15 protein-coding genes are annotated in these 17,181 nt (G+C 60.9%); 7 read left to right on the top strand and 8 right to left on the bottom strand.

Annotation, left to right across the window (positions count from 1 at the left end):
• Nucleotides 1–47 precede the first annotated feature (47 nt).
• The 3 genes from CLV45_RS01200 (at nt 48) to CLV45_RS01190 (ending at nt 2,195) form a co-directional block, all read left to right on the top strand.
• Nucleotides 48–929, top strand: a complete 882-nt coding sequence (locus CLV45_RS01200; protein WP_245882518.1) for an alpha/beta hydrolase — start codon at nt 48–50, stop codon at nt 927–929.
• Nucleotides 930–1,094: 165 nt separating this feature from the next.
• Nucleotides 1,095–1,640, top strand: coding sequence for a glycine zipper domain-containing protein (locus CLV45_RS01195; RefSeq protein WP_100334573.1), 546 nt, complete (start codon nt 1,095–1,097; stop codon nt 1,638–1,640).
• 87 nt (nt 1,641–1,727) lie between these two features.
• On the top strand, nt 1,728–2,195 hold the full coding sequence (locus CLV45_RS01190; protein WP_100334572.1) for a YybH family protein: 468 nt from the start codon (nt 1,728–1,730) through the stop codon (nt 2,193–2,195).
• Nucleotides 2,196–2,362: 167 nt separating this feature from the next.
• On the opposite strand, the gene CLV45_RS01185 is transcribed toward CLV45_RS01190, so the two are convergent.
• A complete protein-coding gene (locus tag CLV45_RS01185; protein WP_100334571.1) occupies nt 2,363–2,773 on the bottom strand; it encodes a DUF779 domain-containing protein in 411 nt (136 codons plus the stop codon).
• Between the two features lie 149 nt (nt 2,774–2,922).
• A complete protein-coding gene (locus CLV45_RS01180) occupies nt 2,923–4,449 on the bottom strand; it encodes an aldehyde dehydrogenase family protein (RefSeq protein WP_100334570.1) in 1,527 nt (508 codons plus the stop codon).
• Nucleotides 4,450–4,587: 138 nt separating this feature from the next.
• On the opposite strand from CLV45_RS01180, the gene CLV45_RS01175 reads away from it, so the two are divergent.
• From CLV45_RS01175 to CLV45_RS01165, 3 genes are all read left to right on the top strand, one after another.
• On the top strand, nt 4,588–5,508 hold the full coding sequence (locus tag CLV45_RS01175) for an AraC family transcriptional regulator (protein ID WP_100334569.1): 921 nt from the start codon (nt 4,588–4,590) through the stop codon (nt 5,506–5,508).
• 95 nt (nt 5,509–5,603) lie between these two features.
• Nucleotides 5,604–6,086: a hypothetical protein gene (locus tag CLV45_RS01170; protein WP_100334568.1), complete on the top strand. Its 483-nt coding sequence runs from the start codon at nt 5,604–5,606 to the stop codon at nt 6,084–6,086.
• Between the two features lie 92 nt (nt 6,087–6,178).
• The gene (locus tag CLV45_RS01165) at nt 6,179–8,665 is read left to right on the top strand and encodes a M1 family metallopeptidase (RefSeq protein WP_100334567.1); all 2,487 of its coding nucleotides are present in this window, start codon (nt 6,179–6,181) and stop codon (nt 8,663–8,665) included.
• Nucleotides 8,666–9,070: 405 nt separating this feature from the next.
• On the opposite strand, the gene CLV45_RS01160 is transcribed toward CLV45_RS01165, so the two are convergent.
• Nucleotides 9,071–9,592, bottom strand: coding sequence for a GreA/GreB family elongation factor (locus CLV45_RS01160; protein WP_100334566.1), 522 nt, complete (start codon nt 9,590–9,592; stop codon nt 9,071–9,073).
• A 74-nt stretch (nt 9,593–9,666) separates the two neighbouring features.
• On the bottom strand, nt 9,667–12,651 hold the full coding sequence (locus CLV45_RS01155) for a glycosyltransferase family 117 protein (RefSeq protein WP_245882516.1): 2,985 nt from the start codon (nt 12,649–12,651) through the stop codon (nt 9,667–9,669).
• 153 nt (nt 12,652–12,804) lie between these two features.
• Between CLV45_RS01155 and CLV45_RS01150 the strand changes: the two genes are divergently transcribed.
• A complete protein-coding gene (locus tag CLV45_RS01150) occupies nt 12,805–14,019 on the top strand; it encodes an MFS transporter (RefSeq protein WP_100334565.1) in 1,215 nt (404 codons plus the stop codon).
• Between the two features lie 95 nt (nt 14,020–14,114).
• On the opposite strand, the gene rfbD is transcribed toward CLV45_RS01150, so the two are convergent.
• The 4 genes from rfbD to CLV45_RS01130 all read right to left on the bottom strand — a co-directional run bounded on the left by rfbD (nt 14,115) and on the right by CLV45_RS01130 (nt 17,112).
• Nucleotides 14,115–14,981, bottom strand: coding sequence for a dTDP-4-dehydrorhamnose reductase (gene rfbD, locus CLV45_RS01145; RefSeq protein WP_100334564.1), 867 nt, complete (start codon nt 14,979–14,981; stop codon nt 14,115–14,117).
• Nucleotides 14,982–15,091: 110 nt separating this feature from the next.
• Nucleotides 15,092–16,000 (bottom strand): TIGR03915 family putative DNA repair protein, encoded by a 909-nt coding sequence (locus CLV45_RS01140; RefSeq protein ID WP_100334563.1) that lies wholly within the window; start codon nt 15,998–16,000, stop codon nt 15,092–15,094.
• Between the two features lie 28 nt (nt 16,001–16,028).
• Nucleotides 16,029–16,910, bottom strand: coding sequence for an alpha/beta fold hydrolase (locus CLV45_RS01135; RefSeq protein ID WP_100334562.1), 882 nt, complete (start codon nt 16,908–16,910; stop codon nt 16,029–16,031).
• A gap of 22 nt (nt 16,911–16,932) precedes the next feature.
• Nucleotides 16,933–17,112: a hypothetical protein gene (locus tag CLV45_RS01130; protein ID WP_157807215.1), complete on the bottom strand. Its 180-nt coding sequence runs from the start codon at nt 17,110–17,112 to the stop codon at nt 16,933–16,935.
• Between the last annotated feature and the right edge of the window lie 69 nt (nt 17,113–17,181).

Raw genomic sequence — 17,181 nt, 5'->3', positions numbered from 1 at the left:
TGAAAGCGTTTGTTTTGACCGCCCTGCTCGGTTTTTTCGCCCACGCTATGTCTGCCCAAAGCATTGTCTCGCTCTATTCGGGCACCATTCCCAACTCCATTGCCACCAACCTGCAGGAAAGCACCATCACGCTGGCCAACGGCGGAGTGCGGGTGTCCAACGTGGTGCAGCCCACGCTGCAGGTGTTCCGGGCCCCGAAGGAAAAAGCCAACGGTACGGCCGTCATTATCTGCCCCGGCGGCGGCTACGTGCGCCTCTCAATGGACCACGAGGGTACCGACGTAGCCAAGCGCCTCAACGACATGGGCGTTACGGCCTTCGTGCTCAAGTACCGCCTGCCCAACGACCAGAGCCAGGTCGACAAAACCACGGCCCCGCTCCTGGACGCCCAGCAGGCCCTGCGCCTGGTGCGGCAGCGGGCCGCTGAGTACGGCATCAACCCCAACCGGGTGGGCATTATGGGCTTTTCGGCGGGGGGCCACCTGGCGGCTACGGCCGGTAATGCAGCACGCCGGGTTGTCCCGGGTAACATAGCAGGTACCGTTAGCGCCACCTCAGCCCGCCCCGACTTTCAGATCCTGCTCTACCCGGTCATCAGCTTCACGGATAGTCTGGCCCACGCCGGCTCCCGCAAGAGCTTGCTCGGCGACGCGCCCACGGCCGACCAGATCCGGCTGTATTCTAACGAGCAGCAGGTCACCAGCCAAACGCCCCCGACCTTTCTGGTGCATGCCGCCGACGATAAAACGGTGAAAGTGCAGAACAGCCTGCGCTTCTACGAGGCCTGTTTGCGGGCTGGGGTACCCGTGGAAATGCACCTGTATCCCAAGGGCGGCCACGGCTTTGGCATGAACAATAAGACCACCAAAGACAACTGGACCGACCGGCTCCAAAACTGGCTCGATGCCAACGGCTGGCTGGTAAAATAGCCCTAAATGGGGCTTTTCGGCTGGGCCGAGGCAGCAAATCCTGGCGAGCTTTTCCGTCGTATAGGTTTTGGCACTGGGCCGGGGCGGCTTCCGTACTGGCACGGTGCTTGCAAAACACCTTCTCACAACTGAAGAAGTGTTCTGAAATCTTAAAGAACTTAAGTCATGAAAAAGGTCAGTTTGATTCTCGCCCTGGTAATGTTCTTTACCGCTGTGTATAGCAACATGGCCCAGGCCCAAAATGGTAAGTGGAGCCCCCAGGCTAAAGGTGCCGTCATTGGTGGTATCGGCGGGGCCGCTGCCGGTGCTATCATCAACAAGCGCAACCGCGCCGTGGGTGGCGTAGTAGGCGGGGTAGCCGGGGCTGGCGTAGGTTATGCCATCGGCAAGCACACCGACAACAAGCGTAAGAAGGCCGCCGCGGAAGCTGCCGCCCGTCAGGTAGCAGCCAACCGCGCCGCCGAAGCCCGTGCCGAGCGCGCCGCGCTGGCCCGCCGCGTAGCCGCCGCCGAACGTAAAGCCGATCTGGCCGCCCAGACTCAGAAACAACAGCAACAGTATCCCGTAATGGCCAATGGCTTCGCCGCCAACACGCCCATGATGCTGACTGCTGCTAACGGCCCGGTAGCCGCTGGTTACCTGCCGAACGAGTCGTACGGCGACCGTAACACGCCCTACTCGACCTCGGAAGTTCGTCGCAAGAGCTGGTAAGTCCGGACTTTGCTTAGTTTCGCCGACTCCAGCCCCGTGCCGGAGTCGGCGAAATTGTTTCCATCCCCCATCAAACCCCTAGACTGTATGAAGTCCCTTCTTTGGATGATGCCCTTGACGGTAGTTCTGGCTTCCTCCTGCACCAAAACGGCCGAAACGCCGGCCACTGCCGTGACGGCCCAAACGCTCGACCAACAGTTTATCAGCGCCTGGAACAGCAAAAACGCCATCCAGCTCGACACCCTGTTTGCCGACGACGTGCACTTTCTGCAGGGCGAATCCCACTTCCAGGGTAAGTCGGAAGTGTCGAACCGCTGGGTGCGCGAAACGATGGGCACTATTTCCAACCTGCGCCTCAACGTAGCCTCCTCCGGCACCGACGCTCAAACGGCCTACGAAGGCGGCACCTACCAGGTCGACGTCATTCCGACCACGCCGGGCACTCCCATGGGCGTGGGCGAAGGCAACTTCGTGCTGCTCTGGAAAAAGAACCCCAAAGGCGCCTGGAAACTCAGCTACGCCCAACTGGAAGGCCTGCCCGTGCGGGTGAAGTAGAAAAATCGGTTGGACTGTCGTTCCGAGCCCGGCGAGGAACCCTGCAGGCAAACTGGATTACCACTGCGGGCCAGATGTCTCGCTCTATTCGACCTGACGGTCCTAGCACAACCAAAAAAGCCCCGGCAGCAGCTGCCGGGGCTTTTTTGGTTGTGCTAAATCTACTTCTAAGCCGCCGCGGGCCGGGTCAGGTACTCCTCGCCGTCGTAGACCGGGGCCATGTTTTGCTCTTCGTCCTGGGTAAACAGCCGGGAGCGAATCAGGAACCGGACGCCGAGCGGAATTTCCAGCGAGAAGCTGGCGCCGCGGCCCTTTACCACGTCCACCGTGAGCTGGGTGTGTTTCCAGTACTCAAACTGGGCGGCACTCATGAAAAAGTCGCAGCCGTGAATCTGGCCCAGCCACACGTCGTTGGTTCCCACCCGAAACTCGCCCTTAGCAAAGCACATCGGCGAGGAACCGTCGCAGCAGCCCCCACTCTGGTGAAACATCAGTGGACCGTGCTCGTCGCGCAGCAGGTCGATGGTGGCTTCGGCGGCGGGTGTTACCAGGACGCGGGCGGTTGGGGAGTTTGCCATGGAAATTGGTTTTTGAAACATTAGAACGTCATGCTGAGCTGGTCGAAGCATCTCTACCGCAGTAGTAATCAAATTACTTTGGCGGCAGAGATGCTTCGACCAGCTCAGCATGACGTTCAGTTTGTTACGCCTTACTTACACTCAGCAGCCTAAAAGAAACCCAGCGGCTTCTGGCTGTAGCTGATGAGCATGTTCTTGTTCTGCCGGTAGTGGGCCAGCATCATCTTGTGGTTTTCGCGGCCGAAACCCGAGGCCTTATAGCCGCCGAAAGGCGCGCCGGCGGGGTAGTCGTGGTAGCAGTTGACCCACACGCGGCCGGCCTGAATGGCGCGGGGCACGGTGTAGAGCTCGTGCGCGTCGCGGGTCCAGACGCCGGCGCCGAGGCCGTAGAGCGTGTCGTTGGAAATTTCAATGGCCTCTTCCACCGTCTTGAAGGTCGTCACGGACACCACCGGGCCGAAGATTTCCTCCTGGAAGATGCGCATCTTGTTGTGGCCCCGGAACACGGTGGGCTGAATGTAGTAGCCCTCAGCCAGGGCCCCGTCTTCCTGGTGGTAGGCGTCGCCGCCGCAGAGCACCTCGGCCCCTTCGGCCTTCCCGATTTCGAGGTAGCTCAGGATTTTCTCGAACTGGTCGTTGCTGGCCTGGGCGCCCATCATGGTTTCCATATCCAGCGGGTTGCCCAGTTTAATGGCCTTCACCCGGGCCAGGACGCGCTCCATAAACTCATCGTAGATGTCTTCGTGCACCAGCATGCGGGAGGGGCAGGTGCAGATTTCGCCCTGGTTCAGGGCAAACATGACGGCGCCTTCAATGGCCTTGTCCAGGAAGTCGTCATCGGCATCCAGCACCGATTTGAAGAATACGTTCGGCGACTTGCCGCCCAGCTCCATGGTCACCGGAATCAGGTTTTCGGCCGCGTACTGCATAATCAGGCGGCCAGTAGTGGTTTCGCCGGTGAAGGAGGCCTTCTGAATGCGGGGCGACGAGGCCAGGGGCTTGCCGGCTTCCAGCCCGAAGCCATTCACCACGTTGACCACGCCGGCGGGTAGCAAATCCTGGAGCAGCTCCATGAGCACCATAATCGAGGCGGGCGTCTGCTCGGCGGGCTTCATTACCACGGTGCAGCCGGCGGCCAAAGCCGGGGCCAGCTTCCAAGTGGCCATCAGCAGCGGGAAGTTCCAGGGGATAATCTGCCCGACCACGCCCAGGGGCTCCTGAATATTCATCGACACGGTGGTGCTGTTGAGCTCGGTCACGTTGCCTTCCTCGGCCCGGATAACGCTGGCGAAGTAGCGGAAATGGTCGATAACCAGGGGCAGGTCGGCGTAGGTGGTTTCGCGGATGGCCTTGCCGTTTTCCACCGTCTCGACGGCAGCCAGGAAAGGCAGGTTTTCCTCGATGCGGTTGGCAATCTTGTTCAGAATGTTGCTGCGCTCGGTGGCCGAGGTTTTACCCCAGGTTTTGAACGCCTCGTGGGCCGCATCCAGGGCCAGTTCAATATCTTCCTTCGAGGAGCGGGCCACTTTACAGAAGGCTTTGCCATCAATGGGCGACGGATTTTCGAAGTACTGCCCCTTCACCGGCGCCACCCATTTGCCACCGATAAAATTGTCGTAGTGCGATTTGAACTGGGGACGGTCGACGAGGGTGATGGGTTTTTCTAACGTTTCCATGCGGTGGGTGTTTATGAGTGATGACTTACTCACAAGGTAGCTTCTGAAATTGCCAGAAAATATGTAGTATTCTCTCAACTAGCTCGGGGATAATCGCAAGTTGCCTTATGCCCTTTCTGCCACTTCCCGCCTGTTGCCATGAATCCACACCTGCTGCCCGCTTTACATGCCCAGGACGACCTGACCACGCTGGTCGAAAACCGCACGGTATACTCGCTCGACGCCTTTGAGCTCAACATCTTCGAAACCCACCAGAAGGCCCGGCGCGTGCCGCTGAGCATGGGCAGCCTGGTGCTGACGACGATGCTGCGGGGCAAAAAAGTGATGCACCTGAGCGGGCAGGCCGCCTTTGACTACCTGCCGGGCGAGTCGGTAATTGTGGGCGAGCAGCAAATCATGGAAATCGACTTTCCCGAAGCCACCCTCGACAACCCCACCCAGTGCCTGGCCGTGGCCATTCCCGCCGACACGATTCGCAACACCGTAGATTTGCTCAACGAGCGGTTCCCGCTGGCCGAAGACCACGCGCCCTGGCACCTCGACGCCCATAACAACGCCCACCTGACCAACACGCCCGAGCTGACTGGCACCCTGGAACGGCTCGTGCATTTGTCGCAGGAAACCCACGCGGCCAAGGACGTGCTGGCCGGCTTCACGCTGCAGGAGCTGCTGATCCGGCTGATGCAAACCAATGCCCGCCAGCTGATTTTCCAGAACTACGCCCAGCATCTGACCTCCCACCGCTTTGCCCAGGTGGTGCAGTACATCAAGCGCCATTTTACGGAGCAGATTACCGTAGACAAGCTCAGCGAACTGGCCTGCATGAGCAAGGCCACGTTTTTCCGCCTCTTCAAGCGCGAATTCGGCCTTACGCCAGTCGAGTACATCATCCAGGAGCGAATTGCGGAAGCCAAGCGCCTCTTGCGCAACCCGGTGACGACGGTGGCCGATGTGTGCTTCCGGGCTGGCTTTAACAACACGGCCTACTTCCAGACTATCTTTAAAAAGTACGAGGGTATCACGCCGGGCCTGTATAAAAAGCAGTGCGGATTGGGGTAACGACCTTACATCCAAATAAGGTCATGTCGAGCAAAGCGAGACATCTCGCGTGTTTCGTTGCTCGGATTCCGGCTTTTTATCTATAGCGTTGCGCTATGAAACTCCAGCTGCAAATTACTCTGGTCGCGGTCTTACTAGCAGCGCATACTAGCTCGGCTCAAAATGCTACCAGCCAGGATACACCTCCGGCCTATTTTCCGTTGGATAGCTTGGTCGGCAAATGGTTTGCCGGGTCCACGGAATACATAGAAAAGAAGCGCGTTTCTAAGAATACTGTTTCTGAAAGTCAGACCGGCGTGCTATGTAATGTCTGCCCGGAGTTGGACTTTCATACAGATTCAACGATTACCATAAAAGGCTCGGGCACCAACGAAATGCCGCAGGTTGATTGCCTCTGGAACGTCCGGGGCAACACACTCAGTATTCGTCCCTTTCCCCAAGCAACTGGCCGGTCGCCTTATTTATCGGCAGGGCAGTATACCGCTGCAACCAGGGTGGGCAAGAATTCTGGCTTGCCCGAATTGGTATTGACGAACAGCACAGGTACCCGTTACATTTTGCGCAGGATCGGAAAGTAAAAGCGGGGTAAAAACTTAAGCGGCTTGCAGCCTATGCAGACGGAACGGTTACTTTCACGCTGGAACCACACTCTCCCCTTTCCCTGCCTCCCGTGAAGAAAACCCTGATCCTGAGCGTCAGCTTATTGGCCGCTACGGCCAGCTGGGCCCAACAAGCGCCCCGCCTGACGGCCGCCGAGCCCGAACTCCCCTACCGCGCCACCGACACCAAAATCAACGCGCTGGTGCACACCAAGCTGGATGTCGGCTTCGACTACGCCAAGCGCCACCTCAACGGCAAAGCCTGGCTGACGCTCAAGCCTTATGCCTACGCCACCGATTCCCTGCGCCTCGACGCCAAGGGCTTCGACATCAAGACTGTGGCTTTGGTGGAAGGCACGACCCAGACCCCGCTCAAGTACGACTACGCCGACCAAAACAACCTACGCATCAACCTGGGCCGGACGATGCCGGTGGGCACGCCCTACACGGTCTACATCGAGTACACGGCCAAGCCCGACGAGCTCAAGGTGAAAGGCAGCGCGGCCATTACCGACGCCAAGGGCCTGTATTTCATCAACCCCGACAGCGCCGTGAAAGGCAAGCCCGTGCAGATCTGGACCCAGGGCGAGACGGAGGGCTCCTCCTGCTGGTTTCCGACCATCGACCGGCCCAACCAGAAGACGACTTCCGAAATCAGCATGACCGTGCCCGCCAAGTACGTCACGCTCAGCAATGGGCGCATGACGGGCTCCACTCCCGCCGGGGCCGGCTTGCGCACCGACACCTGGAAGATGGAATTGCCCCACGCGCCCTACCTGTTCATGATGGCCGTGGGCGACTTTAAGGTGTACGAGGACAAGTGGCGCGACAAGCCGGTGACCTACTATCTGGAGCCCAAGTACGCGCCCTTCGCCAAGCAGATTTTCGGTGACACGCCCGAAATGATGGAGTTCTTTTCCAAGCGCCTCGGCGTGGATTTTCCCTGGAATAAGTACGCCCAGATTGTGGCCCGGGACTACGTGAGCGGGGCCATGGAAAACACCACGGCTACGCTGCACGGCGAGTTTCTGCAGATGAATGCCCGCGAACTGCTCGACCGGGAGTACGCCAACAACCAGTCCGTCATTGCCCACGAGCTGTTTCACCAGTGGTTTGGCGACTACGTGACGGCCGAAAGCTGGAGCAATCTGACGGTGAATGAGTCGATGGCCGACATGAGCGAGGCCTTGTGGGCCGAGCACAAGTACGGCAAGGAAGCCGCCGACGCGCACCGGGCGCAGTACATCCGCAACTACCTCAACAACCCCAACAACTACTCGAAAAACCTCGTGCGCTTCCACTATGGCGACAAGGAGGAAATGTTCGACGGGGTAACCTACCAGAAAGGCGGCGCCATTCAGGACATGCTGCGCACCTACCTCGGCGACGAGGTCTACTTCACCGGCCTGAATCAGTATCTGAAGCAAAACGCGCTGGGCAACGGCGAAGCCCACCAGTTGCGCCTGGCCATGGAAGCCGCCTCGGGCCGCGACCTGAACTGGTTTTTCAACCAGTGGTACTACGGCGCCGGCCACCCCGAAGTCACGATTGACTACAGCTGGGACGCGGCCAAAAAGGTGCAGAGCGTGACGCTGAAGCAAACCCAGGAAGGCCCCGTATTTCAGCTGCCCCTGGCCGTGGATGTGTACGTGAACGGCAAGCCCGAGCGCCACATGGTGATGATGCGCCAGGCCACCGAAACCTTTCAGTTTGCGGCCAGCGCCAAGCCCGAGCTCGTCAACGTGGACGCCACCAAGCTCATGGTGTGGCTGAAAAAGGACAACAAGCCCCTGGCCGACTACGTGTACCAGTACAGCCACGCCCCGCTGTTTCTGGACCGGCGCGAGGCCATTATGGCCGCCAAGGACAAGCAGGACGATGCCGCGGCCCGGACCTTGCTGGTAAAAGCGCTGTCCGACAAGTTCTACAACCTGCGCTCCGTGGCCATTGAGGCCCTGAACCTGGAGAACAAGGCCACGGCCAAAGCGGCGGCCCCGGTGCTACGCAAGCTGGCCGCCGCCGATCCGCAGAACTCGGTGCGGGCCAACGCCCTGGAAGCGCTGGCCAAGCTCAAGGACAAGAAGGACGAAAAGCTCTTCACCCAGCAGCTCAAGAATGAGTCGTACCAGGTGAGTGGGGCGGCGCTGAGTGGCCTGGCCGCCGTGGCTCCGGCCAAGGCCCTGACCCAGGCCAAGTCGCTGGAAACGACGGAAAATCAGAACATCCTGGCCGCCGTCATCGGCGTGTACGCGGCCCAGGGCGGCGACGCGCAGTGGAATTTCGTGCGCGACAAGTTCGACGCGGCCCCGCTGCAGGCTCGCTTCGGCCTGCTCGAAGGTCTGTCGAATATGCTCGTGCGCCTCGACGACCCGGCCAACTTCAGCCAGGGCGTGGAGCGGGTGCGGGATTTGGCCATCCAGTTTAAGCCCCAGGGCGCTGCCGAGCCCCTCATTGGCCTGCTGCAAAGCGTGAAGCAGCGCAAAACTACCGGCCCCAACGTACCGCAAGCCCAGCAGGCCATCGACAAAGCCGTGGAAGAAATTCAGCAGGCCAAGTAGGCTGCCCGTCTTTCCCTGATTCGCAAAAGGCCCTTCACTGCGCAGTGAAGGGCCTTTTTGTATTTTCCCACCTATCACCCTGAGCAGAGCGAAGGACCTTCCTCCTTTACCCCACGACGGGAGGAAGCCAGGTGCGAAGCCATTGACCACAGACCAAGTCTGGCTACTACCACTTGTATACAAACCTGCTCGAAATGTGGAGCTTGCCTACTACGACATGTATACAAACTGTACTAATTATCAAGTCTGTCTACTACAGCCAGTAGACAGACTCGGCATTTTTACCAGGCTTGTCTACTAGAGCCGGTTCTTCGCAAAGTGCAGGATGACAGAATAGATAACGGCTGCCCGCAAGATGTCTCGTTGGGCTCGACATGACGTTCTGATGTTGATTCATGCCGTTATTTACCCCTCGTAGGAAATAGCGGCTACTTCCACCACTTCCTCTTTCGGACCCAGTTTCAGCGTGACCGTTTTGCCCAGCTTGGCCCCCACCACAGCACGGGCAATAGGCGCGACGAAGGCTACTTTACCGGCGGCTACGGAAGCTTCATCCACGCCCACGATGGTGAATTTACGCTCAAAACCAACTTTGCCGCCGCTCTGAGTGCGCAGCGTGACGGTGGCCCCGAAGCGCACTTCTTTGGGCGGCTGGGCTTTGGGGTCGACTACTTTGGCGCTGGCAATCCGGCTGGTCAGGTCACTGATGCGGCCGTTGTAGACCGACAGCAGGCGGGTCCGGTCGGCGTCGTTGTCGCGGTTGGCTTCGGCCTGGGCCCGCTCGGCTTCCAGTGTGACTAGTTCCTGGCGCAACAACTCCAGGCCCTGGGGCGTGACGTAGTTGGGCGTATTGGGCGGCAAAGCGGCCCGGGGCGGAATGATGGTCGGCGCCTGAACGTCGTCCTCTTTGGTAAATGCACGGCTCATACCAAGGCTAAACGCAAGGGCCGAAAACCCGGTTGTTTTCGACCTTTTTACCGGCCCATTTTCTTGCAGGGAGCTTAGGACCTCGGATAATACTGCTCGGCCAGAGCGGCTACCCGGGCGGCCCGGGCCCGGTCGTTGGTATCGGCGGCGGCCTGGTAGAGGTGCTGGAGCGTGAGCAGGTTCACCCCAATTTCGCGCTCAAACACGCCCGGCTCGTGTTGGCTGTAGTAGGCCAACGACTGCTGGGTCCGGTCGGTGAGCAAGTCGAACAGGGCGTGGGCGCGCTTTTGCTGCCCGAGCTTCACCAGGGGCGCAATCAAATCGGCATTGTTGTAGTCGAAGGGAATCGTGTCGTCGGGCATCACGCGCAGGCAGTGCTCCACCACTTGCCGGGCCTTGGCAGTTTCCCCGGCCCGCAGGTAGGCCTGCGACAACCGCGCAAACTGCTCCCGGTACTGGCCCGTCGTGCGCCGGATGGTTTCGTCGTAGTACACGCCGGGCCGGTTGAGGTTGCGGTAGGAAAACTTGCGCATCAGCGAGTCGAACAGCAGCTCCGTGGATACCGTGCCCACTTCCCGGGGCTGCACCTGCGGATTCTGAGCGGGCAGCACCCGGTAAGCCAGGCCTTCGAGCTGCAAATACTGGTCGAGGCCGGCGTAGTCCTGCTCCGGAATGCTGGTAGACAGGTATACCGGGCGCTGCCAGTCGTTGGTGGCCAGCAAATCGAGGATGACCAGCGTATTTTTCTCCAGGGCCTCCTTACTGGCCTGCCAGCTCATGCGGGCCACTACCTGCTGTTTTCTGGCCTTGGGAATAATGCCCAGCCGCCGTACCGCGGCCGTGTCCACGTCGAGGTAAAAGTTGGTAGTCGGGTAGGAAAGCAGGCTTTTGCCACTCTGAGTCTGAACCTGCAGCAAGGGACTGTTCTGCTTGACCAGCTGCAGGAATTCCTTCACGTTGAGGGCCGAGACGGCCGGATTCTCCACGTAGGGCAAGTAGTCGTTGGTGCCCTGCGAGTAGTCCTTATGCGCCAACGACAACGGCCAGGGCTTCGACTGGTTGGCCGGCTGCTTCATCTGGTCCACGTACCAGTCGGTGTTGAGGTAGCTGAGCACGGCCACGCGCACGTCGGGGCGGAAGTTTTCCACGTTTTGAGCGTACCACAGCGGAAACGTGTCATTATCGGCGTAGGTAATCAGAATGGCGTTGGGGGCTACGCTGCGGAGCATGTTCTTGGCCCAATCCAGGGCGGCGTAGCGGTTTGAGCGGTTGTGGTCGTCCCAGCCCTGGGTGGCCATGATGGCCGGTACCGCCAGCGCCAGCAGCGGGGCCACGACCAGTCGCAGCCGCTCGGGGCGCAGCGCGTAGCGCAGCAACTCGTGCAAAGCCAGCACGCCCAGCCCAATCCAGATGGCAAAGGCGTAGAACGAGCCGGCGAAGGTGTAGTCCCGCTCCCGGGGTTCGGTGGGCGGCTGGTTCAGATACAGCACGATGGCCAGGCCGGTCAGCACAAACAGCAGACCCACCACCAAGGCGTTGCGTCCGTCGCGCTTCACCTGGAAAAACAACCCCAACAGCCCCAAAACCAGCGGCAAAGCGTAGAAATTGTTGCGGGCCGGATTGTTGGCTAACTCAGCCGGTAGGCCGTTTTTGGAACTCCCCGGCCACAGTACGCCGGCCTGCTGCACGTCACTTTCCCGGCCCACAAAATTCCACAGGAAGTAGCGCCAGTACATGTGCCCCAGCTGGTAGTTGACCAGAAACGCCAGGTTTTGGGCCATAGTCGGCTTCTGGTCAGGCTGCACGTTTACCCAGTTTTGGTAGGCCCGCACGTGGCCCGGCTGGTTGCTGTAGAGCCGGGGCAGCAGCATCTTGTCCTGGTCGCTATACGTGGTTTCGAGGCGCCGCTCGGCCACCACGTACGTGTCGTGGCCCTGGGCGTCGTGGCTGCGCTCATAGCGCGGGGCGCCCTGCTGCTGGTCCACGGGCTGGGCATTGAACTGCGGGCCGTAGAGCAAGGGCCGGGAGCCGTACTGCTCCCGCTTGAGGTAGCTCACAAAGGAGAGTACATCCTCAGGGTTATTCTCGTCGAGGGCGGGGTTGAAGCCGGAGCGAATCGGCACAATGAGGTAGGTCGAGTAGCCAATCAGGATGAACACAAGGCTCAGCAGGGCCGTGTGCAGGCGCACCCGGCCGGTGCGCCGGGCCAGCCAGAAGCCCGCCCCGATAGAACCCACTAGCAGCAGTAGAAACAAAACCACGCCGCTGTTGAAGGGCAGCCCCACGGAATTGACGAAAAACACTTCAAAATCTCCTGCCACCGACGGCAACCCCGGAATAATACCCAGCAGAATAGCCAGCACCAGGGCTCCGCTCAAACCCAGCGCCAGCAAACTGCCGCGGGTGGTGGGCCGGGCCGTTTTGCGGAAGTAATACAGCAGGCCCAGGGCCGGCAAGGCCAGCAGGTTGAGCAAATGCACCCCGATGCTCAGGCCAATGACGTAGGCAATCAAAATCAGCCACTTGTCGGAATCGGGTTCGGTGGCGCGACTTTCCCACTTCAGCATCAGCCACACCACCACGGCTGTGCACAGCGAGGACATGGCGTACACTTCGGCTTCCACGGCGTTAAACCAAAACGAATCGGAGAAGGTGAAGGCCAGGGCCCCCACCAGGCCCGCACCCAGAATTTGCAGGGTCTGACTGGCGGTAGGCTGCTGGGTATAATCGGCACCGCGCAGCACCAGCTTGTGGGCCAGCATGGTGATGGTCCAGAACAGAAACAGCACGGTAAACGAGCTGCTCAGGGCCGAGAGGCCGTTGACCCAGGCCGCCACCTGAGCCGGGCTGCCGGCCAGCAACGACACCAGCCGGCCCAGCAGCAAAAACGTGGGCGCGCCGGGCGGGTGCGGCACCAGCAGCTTGTTGGCACTGGCAATGAATTCGCCGCAGTCCCAGAAGCTTACGGTGGGCTCCAGCGTGAGCAGGTACGTCGTCAGGGCCAGGCCGAAAACCAGCGCCCCGGCTAGATTATTGGCCTTTTTGTAACTCTTCAACATGGCTGAGGGTTTAGCACAACGCGGTTTCGTCCGGGCCAGTTGGCGCCGGATCCTGCCCCGACAGATACCGCGCCGCGGGCAAGCGTTGCCCGGCGCCATTATTTTAACTGCCTACCGGCCGGCGCTCTTGTGGCGGCCGGCTGTTTTCCGACCATGATTTCTTCTGCTTCCCAAGCCACTACCGCCCCCAAGGCCCACGCTGCTCCCGCCCTCACGCCCGGCCTGGTGTGGCTCATGGCCATAGCCTGCGGCCTGGTAGTGGCCAATATTTACTACAACCAGCCCCTGCTGGCCGATATTGGCCGCACGTTCCGGCTCACCGACAGCCAGGCCAGCCTGGTGGCCACGCTCACGCAGGTGGGCTACACGCTGGGCCTGTTTTTCGTGGTGCCGCTGGGCGACAAGCTGGAGCGCAAACGCCTGATTCTGGTGTTACTGCTGTTTTCGGCCGGCGCCATGGCCGCCGCGGCCCTGGCCCCGTCCTTTCTGCTGCTGATTGGGGCCAGCCTGCTCATTGGCATCTTTTCGGCCGTGCCCCAGCTGCTGGTACCCATGGCTGCCCACCTGGCCTCCGACGCCGAGCGGGGCCGGGTCGTGGGCAAAATCATGAGCGGGTTGCTGATTGGTATTCTGGCCTCCCGCACGCTGAGCGGCTACATCGGGGCCCACGGCGGCTGGCGGCTGGTGTTCGGCATCGGCAGCGGCGTCATGCTGGCCCTGGCCCTGGTGCTGGCTGTGAAATTACCCAAGGACCAGCCCGAGTTTGGGGGCACTTACGGCAGCCTGATGAAGTCCTTGGCCACGCTCACCCGCACGCTGCCGGTGCTGCGCAAGTCGGCCCTGACTGGGGCTTTCCTGTTTGCCTCGTTCAGCGTGTTCTGGACCACGCTGGTGTTCTTCCTGGAAGGCAGCCCCTACTTCTACAAGAGCGACGTGGCCGGCTTTTTCGGGCTGATTGGGGCCCTGGGCGCCCTCGCGGCCCCGTTGGCGGGCAAATCGGCCGATACGCGCGGACCGGCCTACGCCATCAACATCGGTATTCTGATGGCCCTGGTAGCTTACCTGGTCCTGGCCTTTGGCGGCTACCACTTGGCGGGCCTGATTTTGGGCGTTATCGTGCTCGATATTGGTGTGCAGGCGACTCATATTTCCAACCAGTCGCGCATTTTTTCCCTGGTTCCCGAAGCCCGCAGCCGCCTCAACACCATCTACATGACCCTGTATTTCATTGGGGGCTCGGTGGGCTCGTTGGTGGGCGGCACAGCCTGGCACCACTACCAGTGGCCGGGCGTGTGCGGCGTGGGTTTGGGCTTCGTGGCAGCAGCCTGGCTGGTCAACCGGTTTTACGGCAACGTCCGCCCTACCTAAACTCAACCACTCTTTAGGCAGCAAGCAGGTAAAAGCAAAAGAGCCGCTCCCGATTACCCGGCGCGGCTCTTTTATGCACCTATTTCTGTGGATAACTACGCTTCGGTGGCCATTAGGCGGCTGATGCACACACGCAAACTTTCCTGCCAGTGCGGAATGGCCACTCCCAGCTGAGTTTTGGCTTTGGTCTTGTCCATTACCGAGTAGGCCGGGCGCGTAGCCTTGGTGGGATACTCTGCCGTGCGAATGGGAATGGTTTTTACCGTCGTCCGGCTCAGCTCGAAGATGGCCGTTGCAAAGTCGTACCACGAGGTAACGCCCTCGTTGCTGTAGTGGTAAGTCCCAAACTGCTGGTTGCCGCTGGCAATGATGCTCAGAATGCAGCCGGCCAAGTCAATGGCGTAGGTGGGCGTGCCCAGCTGGTCCCAGATGACGCGCAGCTCGTCCCGCTCCCGGCCCAGCTTGAGCATGGTTTTCACGAAGTTGCCGGCGTACTCGGAATACAGCCAGCTGGTACGCAGCACGAAATACCGGCTGGTAAACTCCGCTACCGCCTGCTCGCCTTCCAGCTTGGTAAGCCCATACACGCTGATGGGGGCCGTTTCGTCGGTTTCCACCAGCGGCTGGTTGCCGGTGCCGGCAAACACGAAGTCGGTGGAAATGTGAATCAGAATCGAGTTGTGCTGGGCACAGAGCCGGCTCAAGTTGCCCGCCCCATCCCGGTTGACGTTGCGGGCCAGGTCCACCTCGTCCTCGGCTTTATCCACGGCCGTGTAGGCGGCGCAGTTGATGACGTACGAGGGCTGATACTGCGCAAAAAGGCCCTGTAGCCCGGCTGGGTCGAGAATATTGGCCTGCGCCTCGGGCAGAAAAACCAGGTCGGTCATGCTTCTTTCCCGCGCTACGTGCGCCAGACACTGCCCCAATTGCCCGGAAGCCCCAAAAACCAATACACTACCCATGAACTACGCCGCTAAGGAGGATTAAAATACTTTGTCCCGGCTCGGCTGCCCGGTGTGGAGCAGCGGAGCCGGGACAAAGTAAAATGGTTTTATCCGAGCCGCAAGGCGCGCTAGGGCTGGGGCCGCTTATTGCGGATGGGCTCGAAGCGGGTTTCCCGGGGCTGCTTTTCGCTCAGGTACTTCCAGTAGCGCAGCGGAATGTGCCGCCGGTGCAGCTTGATATTCTTGCGCTCCGGAATATTGACGTGGTCGAAATACGTCTGCCACAACACTTTAAACAGGGGTTCCCGCTCATCAAGCACCGTGGCCGACACCCCCCCCGAGCGGCGCGGTGCGGCCGTGTCGGGCTCAAACTGCACGATGTCGGTGCGGTGCAAATCGTAGTAGAGGCCGTAGTGCCGGCGCTGGTCGTAAATCAGCCAGCGCTGGTCGGCGTAGCGCTTGGTAAAGTGGGGCGCAATGAGGGGCAGCACGTCAAAATCGGGCTCGATGGTGGCGTGAAACAGCTCATCGGACGTTTTTTCGAAACGCACGAAAGCCTCCATGCGGTGCTTTTCGCGCCCCATCTGCTGCGAGAGGTGGGCCACGCGCCGCACGTTGTCGTTGGTGTAGTTTTCGGCAATGTCCTGGCTGGAGCGCATGGCCAGGTCTACGTACCGGAAAATGAGCAACTCCCGGTCGGCCTGCTCGCTCAGAAAAGCGTGAAACAGCCGCGTCCGGGCCTCCTCCTGCATGTGGTGCAACAGCCCCTCCCAGACCCGCGCCGCCGAAGCCTCGTGGGTTTCGACCAGCAGCGGCTGGGTAAACAGTCCGCCCTGCACCGCCCCTTCGGGCTGGATGCTGTTGGGCGCGGCCTTACGGTCATAAATGCTGAAGAGCACCGTCAGCAGCCCCTCGAAGGAGCCGTCGTAGGCGTAGTCCAGCGCCGGGGCCGTCAGCAGCGGAGCCGTGGGGCGGACGGCAGCGCGGGGCTTGCCGGCCTGGTTAGCGTGGTTGAGAGGAGTCAGGGAGCGGCTCATAGTAGCGAATTGGTGATACCAGCCGGCTTCAGGCGTCGAAAAAGCGCAGCAGCAACGCGTTTACGGCCTCGGCCTCCTCGTGCTGTACCCAATGGCTGGCCGGCAGGTAGGTCAGTTGGGCCTGGTCGCAGAGCAACAGGCTTTTTTCGGCCATTTCCCGCTTTAAAAAAGCATCTTTCACCCCCCAAATGATGTGCACGGGCACCGTCACCCGCCCCGCCGACTTAGTTTGGCGCGGAGCCCGCACGGCGGCCCGGTACCAGTTGATCATGCTGCGCATAGCCCGGGGCTGCTGCCAGGCGGCCACGTACTCGGCCAGGTCGGCGGTGCTGAACGTGCCCCGCCGGCTGCTGCCCACCAGCGCCTGCCGCCCAAAGGCCCAGTTGCGGCGGCGCACCAGCCACTCGGGCAACACGGGCAGCTGAAAAAAGAAGATGTACCAGCTTTTGCGCAACTGCTCCACGCTGCGCCGCAACGTGCGAACCATCACGCTCGGGTGCGGCACGTTCAGCACCGCCGCCTTGCGCACCCGGGTCGGGTAGTGCGCCGCCAGATGCCAGGTTACGGCCGCGCCCCAGTCGTGCCCCACAATAAAGGCCTGCTGCTCGCCGGCCGCGTCGAGCAAGCCCAGCACGTCTTGGGCCAGGGCGTCGACGCGGTAGTCGGCCACCCGGCGGGGCTTTTCGCTCAGGTTGTAACCGCGCTGGTCGGGGGCCCACACCCGGTAGCCGGCCGCGGCCAGCGCGTGCAGCTGCCGGTGCCAGGCGTACCAGAACTCGGGAAAGCCGTGCAGCAGCACCACGAGCGGTCCGTGCACGGGGCCGCACTGCACCACGTGCAGGCGGATTCCGTTCGTGTCGACGTAGTGGTGTTCGAGCTCGTAGTGCACCCTACGCTTTACCGCTAGCATAGCGCCGGGGTTGCGGTTGGGCTCAGGCGGCCTCGGGCCGGGTGGCCGTTTGGGCGTGCTGGGCGCGGGTTTTCTCGTGCAGCTGGCGCACAATGGGTAGCAGGTCGCTGAGCTTGCAGCAGCAAGCCAGACGGGCTACTTTTTCGGGTTTAGGCTCCGGGATGGCGGCCGACGCGTCGGCGGCGCGATGGGTGATAGTCATCATCGTGGTTGTTAATCAGGGAAGCGTGGAGGCAGAAGAAAAAGAGTGGTTTAATGCGTAGTAGCGGTT

Source organism: Hymenobacter chitinivorans DSM 11115 (assembly GCF_002797555.1).
GTDB lineage: Bacteria > Bacteroidota > Bacteroidia > Cytophagales > Hymenobacteraceae > Hymenobacter > Hymenobacter chitinivorans.
This window is presented reverse-complemented; position numbering and strand designations above follow the sequence as displayed.